At 65.2% G+C, this 7,525-nt stretch carries 7 protein-coding genes and 1 pseudogene; 7 read left to right on the forward strand and 1 reads right to left on the reverse strand.

Annotated elements, in window-relative coordinates:
- Positions 1-64: 64 nt before the first annotated feature.
- The gene (gene metG, locus ACFWU2_RS05775) at positions 65-1,621 is read right to left on the reverse strand and encodes a methionine--tRNA ligase (protein ID WP_378602229.1); all 1,557 of its coding nucleotides are present in this window, start codon (positions 1,619-1,621) and stop codon (positions 65-67) included.
- Positions 1,622-1,642: 21 nt separating this feature from the next.
- On the opposite strand from metG, the gene ACFWU2_RS05780 reads away from it, so the two are divergent.
- From ACFWU2_RS05780 to ACFWU2_RS05810, 7 genes and pseudogenes are all read left to right on the forward strand, one after another.
- Positions 1,643-2,473: a TatD family hydrolase gene (locus ACFWU2_RS05780; RefSeq protein WP_378602232.1), complete on the forward strand. Its 831-nt coding sequence runs from the start codon at positions 1,643-1,645 to the stop codon at positions 2,471-2,473.
- 43 nt (positions 2,474-2,516) lie between these two features.
- Positions 2,517-3,575 carry a maleylacetate reductase gene (locus tag ACFWU2_RS05785; protein ID WP_378602235.1) on the forward strand — a complete coding sequence of 353 codons (1,059 nt, stop codon included), beginning with the start codon at positions 2,517-2,519 and terminating at the stop codon, positions 3,573-3,575.
- Positions 3,576-3,582: 7 nt separating this feature from the next.
- Positions 3,583-3,992 (forward strand): annotated as a pseudogene (locus ACFWU2_RS05790) (DoxX family protein); the annotation flags it as partial.
- Positions 3,993-4,212: 220 nt separating this feature from the next.
- On the forward strand, positions 4,213-5,358 hold the full coding sequence (locus ACFWU2_RS05795) for a transglycosylase family protein (protein WP_378602238.1): 1,146 nt from the start codon (positions 4,213-4,215) through the stop codon (positions 5,356-5,358).
- Between the two features lie 59 nt (positions 5,359-5,417).
- Positions 5,418-6,314, forward strand: a complete 897-nt coding sequence (rsmA, locus tag ACFWU2_RS05800; protein ID WP_378602241.1) for a 16S rRNA (adenine(1518)-N(6)/adenine(1519)-N(6))-dimethyltransferase RsmA — start codon at positions 5,418-5,420, stop codon at positions 6,312-6,314.
- Positions 6,315-6,546: 232 nt separating this feature from the next.
- The gene (locus ACFWU2_RS05805) at positions 6,547-6,753 is read left to right on the forward strand and encodes a cold-shock protein (RefSeq protein WP_072699748.1); all 207 of its coding nucleotides are present in this window, start codon (positions 6,547-6,549) and stop codon (positions 6,751-6,753) included.
- Positions 6,754-7,085: 332 nt separating this feature from the next.
- Positions 7,086-7,292 (forward strand): cold-shock protein, encoded by a 207-nt coding sequence (locus ACFWU2_RS05810; RefSeq protein ID WP_169621483.1) that lies wholly within the window; start codon positions 7,086-7,088, stop codon positions 7,290-7,292.
- The last annotated feature ends 233 nt before the right edge of the window (positions 7,293-7,525 follow it).

Consider the following 7,525-nt stretch of genomic DNA (forward strand, 5'->3'; position numbering starts at 1 on the left):
GAGCGGAGTGTGGCGCACCCCACCGACAAAGTCGGCGGGGTGCCGTGAACCTACTGGTGAGGGCTCAGTCCTCGTCGACGTAACGCGGGAACACGGGGGCCGGCGCGGGGAGCGCGGTGCCGGGCACGAGCCGCGTGGCGATGTCCGCGAACTGCCGGGCGCCGGGCTCCTGGCCGAGCAGATCGAGGATCTTGGCACCGGAATCGGGCATCACCGGCTGAACGAGGATCCCGACGATGCGCACGACCTCGAGCGTGACGTAGAGAACCGTCGCCATGCGCTCGGGATCGGTCTTGCGGAGCACCCACGGCTGCTGCGCGGAGAAGTAGCGGTTGGTTTCGCCGAGCACCCGCCAGATCGCCTCGAGGCCGAGGTGCAGTGCCTGCACGTCGAACTCGGCGCGCACTTCGCCGAGCAGCGCGTCGGCCTGCGCGAGCATCGCCTCGTCTTCCGCGGTGAAAGCACCCGGAGTCGGAGCCTGACCACCGAGGTTCTTGGCGACCATGGTGAGCGAGCGCTGCGCGAGGTTACCGAGGTCGTTGGCGAGGTCGGCGTTGATGCGGCTCGCAATCGCGTCGTGGCTGTAGCTGCCGTCCTGGCCGTACGAGATCTCACGCAGCAGGAAGAAGCGCAACTGGTCGAGACCGAAGCGCTCGACCATTTCGAGGGGATCGACGACGTTGCCGACCGACTTGGACATCTTCTCGCCCTTGTTGAACAGGAACCCGTGCACGAACACGCGCTTGGGAAGTTCGAGTCCGGCGGACATGAGGAATGCGGGCCAGTAGACGGTGTGGAACCGCGTGATGTCCTTGCCGATGATGTGCAGGTCGGCGGGCCAGTAGCGCCGGTAGGACTCGGATTCGGTATCGGGGAATCCGGCACCGGTGAGGTAGTTGGTGAGGGCGTCGACCCACACGTACATCACGTGCTCGGGATTGCCGGGGACGGGAACGCCCCAGTCGAACGTGGTGCGCGAGATCGACAGGTCCTTCAGCCCGCCGGCGACGAAGCTGACGATCTCGTTGCGCCGGGTCGCGGGGGCGATGAACTCGGGTTGTTCCTCGTACAGCTTCTGCAGCCGGTCCTGATACGCCGACAAGCGGAAGAAGTACGTGGACTCCTCGGTCCATTCGACGGGCGTGCCGGTATCGGTGGAGATACGTGACCCGTCTTCGAGCAACGTCGTCTCGGCGTCGGTATAGAAGGCCTCGTCGCGGACGGAGTACCAGCCCGCATAGGTGTCGAGATAGATGTCGCCCGCATCGACCATCCGCTGCCAGATCGCCGCGCTCGCGTCGAGGTGGTCCTGGTCCGTCGTACGGATGAACCTGTCGTACGAGATCTTCAAGGCCTTGTCCATCGCCTCGAAGACATCGGAGTTGCGCGACGCGAGTTCGGTGACGGAGATTCCTTCTTTTGCCGCCGTCTGCTGCATCTTCAGGCCGTGCTCGTCGGTGCCGGTGAGGAAGCGGACGTCGAAGCCGTCGAGACGCTTGAACCGGGCGATCGCATCCGTGGAGATGTACTCGTAGGCGTGCCCGATGTGGGGGACGCCGTTCGGATACGCGATCGCGGTGGTGACATAGAACGGCGGGCGGGAGGAATCAGGCGCAGTCATGGTGGCGCTAGTTTATAGGGCGTGAGCAAAGCCCGTCCCGCCCCCGAACCCCCGCAGCCGCTCGCGCCTCTCGTGGACGCCCACACGCATCTCGACGCGTGCGGAGCGCACGACGCCGCAACCACCGCCGCCATCCTGGATCGGGCCGCCGCGGTGGGAGTCGGTCGGGTGGTCACCGTCGCCGACGATCTCGATGCCGCGAAGTTCGCGGTCCGGGCCGCCAACTGGGACGAGCGCGTGTTCGCCGCGGTGGCGATCCATCCGACCCGCGCCAACAGCCTCGACGACGCGATGCGCGCCGACATCGAGATGCTCGCCGCCGATCCGCGGTGTGTCGCGGTGGGGGAGACGGGCCTGGATCTGTACTGGCCGGGCAAGCTCGACGGCTGCGCCGAACCCGCGGAACAGGAAGACGCGTTCCGCTGGCACATCGATCTTGCGAAGCGCCTGGGCAAGCCGCTGATGATCCACAATCGTGAGGCCGACGCGGACCTGTTGCGTGTCCTCCACGCCGAAGGTGCACCGGAGACGGTGATCTTCCACTGCTTCTCCTCGGACGCGGATATGGCACGCAAGTGCGTCGACGCAGGGTACGTGCTCAGTTTCTCGGGCACCGTGAGTTTCAAGAACGCGAAGGCGCTGCGGGAGGCCGCACCGCTCGTGCCCGCTGACCTCGTGCTGGTCGAGACCGATGCGCCGTTCCTGACACCGCACCCCTTCCGTGGTGCTCCCAACGAGTCGTACTGCCTGCCGTACACGGTGCGGGCGCTCGCGGAGGTGCGGGGCGAGAGCGCCGAGGAACTCGCACACGCGACGACAGCGAACGCCGAACGGGTATACCGATTTTCGTGAACGACGCTCACGTGGACCGCCACCACATGAGACCGTAGGGTTCATGCGCGCCTTCGTCCACACCTCTCACCCCTCCCGGGTGATCTTCGGCGCGGGTAGCGCGGCGGGTGTTGCCGACGAGGTGCGGCGACTCGGCGGCACGCGGGTGCTGTTGCTCGGGGGCGCGCATGTGGATGCGCAGGCCACGCTCGTGGAAGAGATTCTCGGTCCGCTGATGGTTGCGCGCTTCGACGGGGCGGAGATGCACACGCCCGTCGTGGTCACCGAGCGCGTGATCGTGACAATGGCCGAGCATCATGTCGATGCGATCGTCGCGGTGGGCGGTGGTTCGACCACCGGTCTCTCGAAAGCGCTCGCGCTTCGTAGCGGGGTGGCCCAGGTGATTCTGCCGACCACGTATGCCGGTTCGGAAGTGACGCCGGTACTGGGCGAGACGTCCGACGGTGTGAAGGTCACGCGTTCGTCTCGGGAGATTCTGCCGGAGACGGTGATCTACGACGTCGACTTCACCGCAACTATGCCGATTCCCCTGGCTGTGACCAGCGCGATCAATGCTCTGGCGCACGCGGTGGAGGCACTGTATTCCGAGCATGCGAACCCCATCGTCGACGCTCTGGCGCTCGAGTCGATCTCGGCGATCGGTCGCGGTCTCCCCGCGCTGGGGGCCGATCTCGCGGACCGCGAGGGCCGGTCGGATCTGTTGCTCGCCGCGTGGCTGGCAGGCACCTGCCTCGCCTCCGTCGGCATGGGCTTGCATCACAAGATCTGTCACGTTCTCGGCGGATCGTTCGGTCTGCCGCACGCCGCGGTGCACACCGTGATGCTGCCGCACGTCATGGCGTACAACGCGGTGTCGGTCCCACGCGTGATGGAACGGATCGCCGACGCACTGGTCACTGCGACGGCACCTGCCGGGGTGTACGACCTGATCGCTGCGGCAGGAGGCCCGACGACCCTGGCCGAACTCGGTATGGCCGAAGCAGACCTGGACGAGGCTGCGCGCCTGGCGACGGAGAAGACCTATCCCAACCCGCGTGAGGTGACCCGTGTGGGTGTGCGGCGTCTGCTGGGGGAGGCCTTCGCGGGCACCAGACCGGCGTGAGGCGACGGGATACGAGGGCACCAAGGCCGGCTTCGGGGGTATGGGTGCGCCGATCCCCGCTGTCAACCGCGTTCGTGGCCACGTGGGTGGAGGTGCTCGGCGGTCTCGCGCTGATCCTCGGCGTCCTCGTCCCGGTGCGGGGTCCTGCTGTTCCTCGTCATGGCCGGTACCTTCTTCATCGCGCACGTGGACAACGGCGTGTACGCCGCCGACGGCGGGTTCGAACTCGTCACCGCGCTCGGGCTCGGGGCGCTGTTGCTCGCCGTCGTCGGGGCGGGTGCATTCGGTGTCGACCGCTTCCTCGCGCCGCATAACCGCGAGTGCGACGAGAGGCTGTGGCTGCATCACCCGCAGCCTCTTTCGTTTTCTTGTCCGGTTTCTGCAGATTCGGTGTATTTCTCGCTGAATGATCCGTGAAACGCAACCGCATATCCGAAGGCTGGCTGTAAGACGTGTCACATCCCTCCGATATCGGACATTCGCACCACTCTCGGCGCTCCATTTGTTTCCGGCTACCAATCACGAATTGTAACCTCGGAATTTTCGGAGTAAGTGCAGGTAGAGGGCATTGGGTTGCCATAACAATATCGGTTCGTTACCGTGCTGTAATCACCGTCGTCTTCTGACTGGAATTATTGTGTCACCTCTCAATAAGATCAACTCTACGAAATCCCCGGTGTTATTCGCCGTGATCGCCGCACTGCTTGTGACTCTTGTGGCAGGTGGGATAACAGCGGCCGTCAAGCATAAAGACTTGACGCTCGACATCGACGGAGAGACCAGGGCCTTCGGGACCATGAGCTCCACCGTCGGCGACATTCTCGAGGACGCCGGCTACGCCGTCGGCGAGCACGATGTCGTCGCGCCCGCTGTCGATGCGAAGGTCTCCGACGGCGACACGCTCGTGCTGCGTCGGGCCCGGGAGATCCAGCTCACCGTGGACGGGGAGAGCCGCTCGGTGTGGACGACGGCACTCACGGTCGACGAGGCGCTCGACCAGTTCCGGCTGGGCGACGACGTCTACGTCTCCGCATCGCGTTCGCATCGTCTGCCCCTCGAAGGTGCAGATCTCGAGGTCGTGAGCCCCAAGAATGTGCGGTTGGCCGACAACGGCGCTCCCGCCGCAGAGGTGAGGGTCGCCGCGCCCACCGTCGGCGATCTCCTCGAGAGCCAGAACCTGGCCCTCGAGCAGGCCGACTCGGTCAATCACCCGCTCGATGCCCCGCTTGCCGAAGGCATGGAAGTGGTGGTGACGCGCGACCGCGTCGAGTCCCGCACCGAGCGCATGCCCGTCGGTCAGCCCGAACATCGGGTCGACGATCCCGGCATGTTCGAAGGTGAGATCGCCCACGACCATCCGGGTACGCCGGGCGAGCGTGAGATCACGTTCGACGTGCACACCGTCAACGGCGTGGAGGTCGGACGCACCGAAACCGCCTCGAAGGTGCTGACCGAGCCCGCACCCGCCGTGGTGCGCGTGGGCACGAAGCCGAAGCCCGCGCCTCCGGCCCCGCCCGCCGCTCCCGCATCGGGACGCGGCTCGACCTGGGATTCGCTCGCACAGTGCGAGGCCACCGGCAACTGGGCTGCCAACACCGGAAACGGCTTCTACGGCGGTCTCCAGTTCACCCAGCAGACCTGGGCGGCATTCGGCGGAACCCAGTACGCTCCCCGCGCCGACCTTGCGACTCGTGAGCAGCAGATCGCGGTCGCCGAGAAGGTTCAGGCCGGTCAGGGCTGGGGTGCATGGCCTTCGTGCACCAGCAAGCTCGGCCTGCGCTGAGGCCTTCCGATGACCTCGCAGTGCGCATGACGCGCCCACACGTGCGCTAGGTTCGCCTCGTGCCAGCAGATTCTTCAGACGCCACCCCGGCTTCTCCCCGCGGCCTCGCCGCCTTGCTCGGACCCGCAGAGGTCCGCACGCTCGCGGAGGAGTTCGGGGTGCGTCCGACAAAGCAACTCGGACAGAACTTCGTCCATGACGCCAACACGGTGCGCCGCATCGTGAACGTCGCGGGTGTCAACCGCGACGATGTGGTGCTCGAGGTCGGGCCGGGCCTGGGTTCTCTCACCCTCGCTCTGCTCGACGTCGTCGATCGGGTGGTGGCCGTCGAACTCGATCCGAGGCTCGCCGAGCGCCTCCCGGGCACGGTCGCGGAGCGTGCTCCCGAACTGGTGGACCGGCTCGACGTCGTGCACATGGACGCGATGAAGGTGCTGCCCCGAGATCTGCCGGCGGCGCCGACCGCGTTGGTGGCGAACCTGCCGTACAACGTCGCGGTGCCCGTTCTTCTGCACCTGTTCTCCGAGTTCCCTTCCATCCGTACGGCATTGGTAATGGTGCAGTCCGAAGTGGCTGATCGCCTCGCGGCCGAGCCGGGCGGCCGGATCTACGGGGTGCCGAGTGTGAAGGCGCGCTTCTTCGGTGACGTCCGGAGAGCGGGCGCCGTGGGGCGTGCGGTCTTCTGGCCGGTGCCGAAGGTCGAATCCGGACTGGTTCGCGTCGATCGGTACGCCGAGCCGCCGTGGCCGACCGACACTGCGCATCGCAAAAAGGTGTTTGCTGCGGTCGATGCTGCATTTGCTCAGCGCCGCAAGACATTACGTGCGGCGCTGAGCACGTGGGCAGGCTCTCCCGCAGAAGCGGAGCGACGCCTCGTTGCGGCGGGAATCGACCCGTCCACCCGGGGGGAGAAGCTCGACGCCGCCGCGTTCGTGAGACTCGCATCCGTGGAATAATGATGTGATCCAGCTCACTGATACTGGTGGGGCGCCGCCCGTATGTGATCTACTGATCTCGGTCGTTGGATATTGTGTTTGTGGTTAGCCCCTCGCACATTTCTGGTTGCGAGCGGATGCGATTAGCCACCACGGAATCGTTTCAATCGTGTAGTGACAGGCCCGGGAGGCACACAGTCTCCCGACGAGACAGGACAGTGTTTACGCGTCCTGCCTGCTTAAGGAATACAGAATGACTGAAGGTACCGTGAAGTGGTTCAACGGCGAAAAGGGCTTCGGCTTCATTGCCCCGGCCGACGGCTCCGCTGACGTCTTCGTGCACTTCTCCGAGATCCAGGGCGGCGGCTTCCGCACCCTCGAGGAGAACCAGCGCGTGAGCTTCGAGATCGGCCAGGGCCAGAAGGGCCCGCAGGCCACCGGCGTCACCGTTATCGGCTGACACCAACTTTCTCCGGCTGGGCCGGCACCCGTTCTCGGGTGCCGGCCCAGCTGTATTTCTATGGGCGCCAACCTCTTTCACTCCGGTTCGGGATGCATGGCGCGATGTGACCCCACCCACCATGCACTAGCGGGTGGCCCCGATCTGTGATCTAATGGAATCTGGTCGTTAGGTTGTGTGTTTGTGGTTAGCCCTCGCACATTTCTGGTTGCGAGCGGATGCGAAACCCCACGGAATCGTTTCAATCGTGTAGTGACAGACCCGGGAGGCACACAGTCTCCCGACGAGACAGGACAGTGTTTACGCGTCCTGCCTGCTTTAAGGAATACAGAATGACTGAAGGTACCGTGAAGTGGTTCAACGGCGAAAAGGGCTTCGGCTTCATTGCTCCGGCCGACGGCTCCGCTGACGTCTTCGTGCACTTCTCCGAGATCCAGGGCGGCGGCTTCCGCAGCCTCGAGGAGAACCAGCGCGTGAGCTTCGAGATCGGCCAGGGCCAGAAGGGCCCGCAGGCCACCGGCGTCACCGTTATCGGCTGACACCAACTTTCTCCGGCTGGGCCGGCACCCGTTCTCGGGTGCCGGCCCAGCTGTATTTCTATGGGCGCCAACCTCTTTCACTCCGGTTCGGGATGCATGGCGCGATGTGACCCCACCCACCATGCATAGCGGGTGGCTCCGATCTGTGATCTAATGGAATCTGGTCGTTAGGTTGTGTGTTTGTGGTTAGCCCTCGCACATTTCTGGTTGCGAGCGGATGCGAAACCCCACGG

This window comes from Rhodococcus sp. NPDC058639, assembly GCF_042717545.1.
In the GTDB taxonomy this organism is placed as follows: domain Bacteria; phylum Actinomycetota; class Actinomycetes; order Mycobacteriales; family Mycobacteriaceae; genus Rhodococcus.

What these genes read in the sequence shown, in the direction of transcription:
- metG (WP_378602229.1), bottom strand. Translation starts at nt 1,621, where the DNA reads ATGACTGCGCCTGATTCCTCCCGCCCGCCGTTCTATGTCACCACCGCG.
- ACFWU2_RS05785 (WP_378602235.1), top strand. Translation starts at nt 2,517, where the DNA reads ATGCGCGCCTTCGTCCACACCTCTCACCCCTCCCGGGTGATCTTCGGC.
- ACFWU2_RS05805 (WP_072699748.1), top strand. Translation starts at nt 6,547, where the DNA reads ATGACTGAAGGTACCGTGAAGTGGTTCAACGGCGAAAAGGGCTTCGGC.
- ACFWU2_RS05810 (WP_169621483.1), top strand. Translation starts at nt 7,086, where the DNA reads ATGACTGAAGGTACCGTGAAGTGGTTCAACGGCGAAAAGGGCTTCGGC.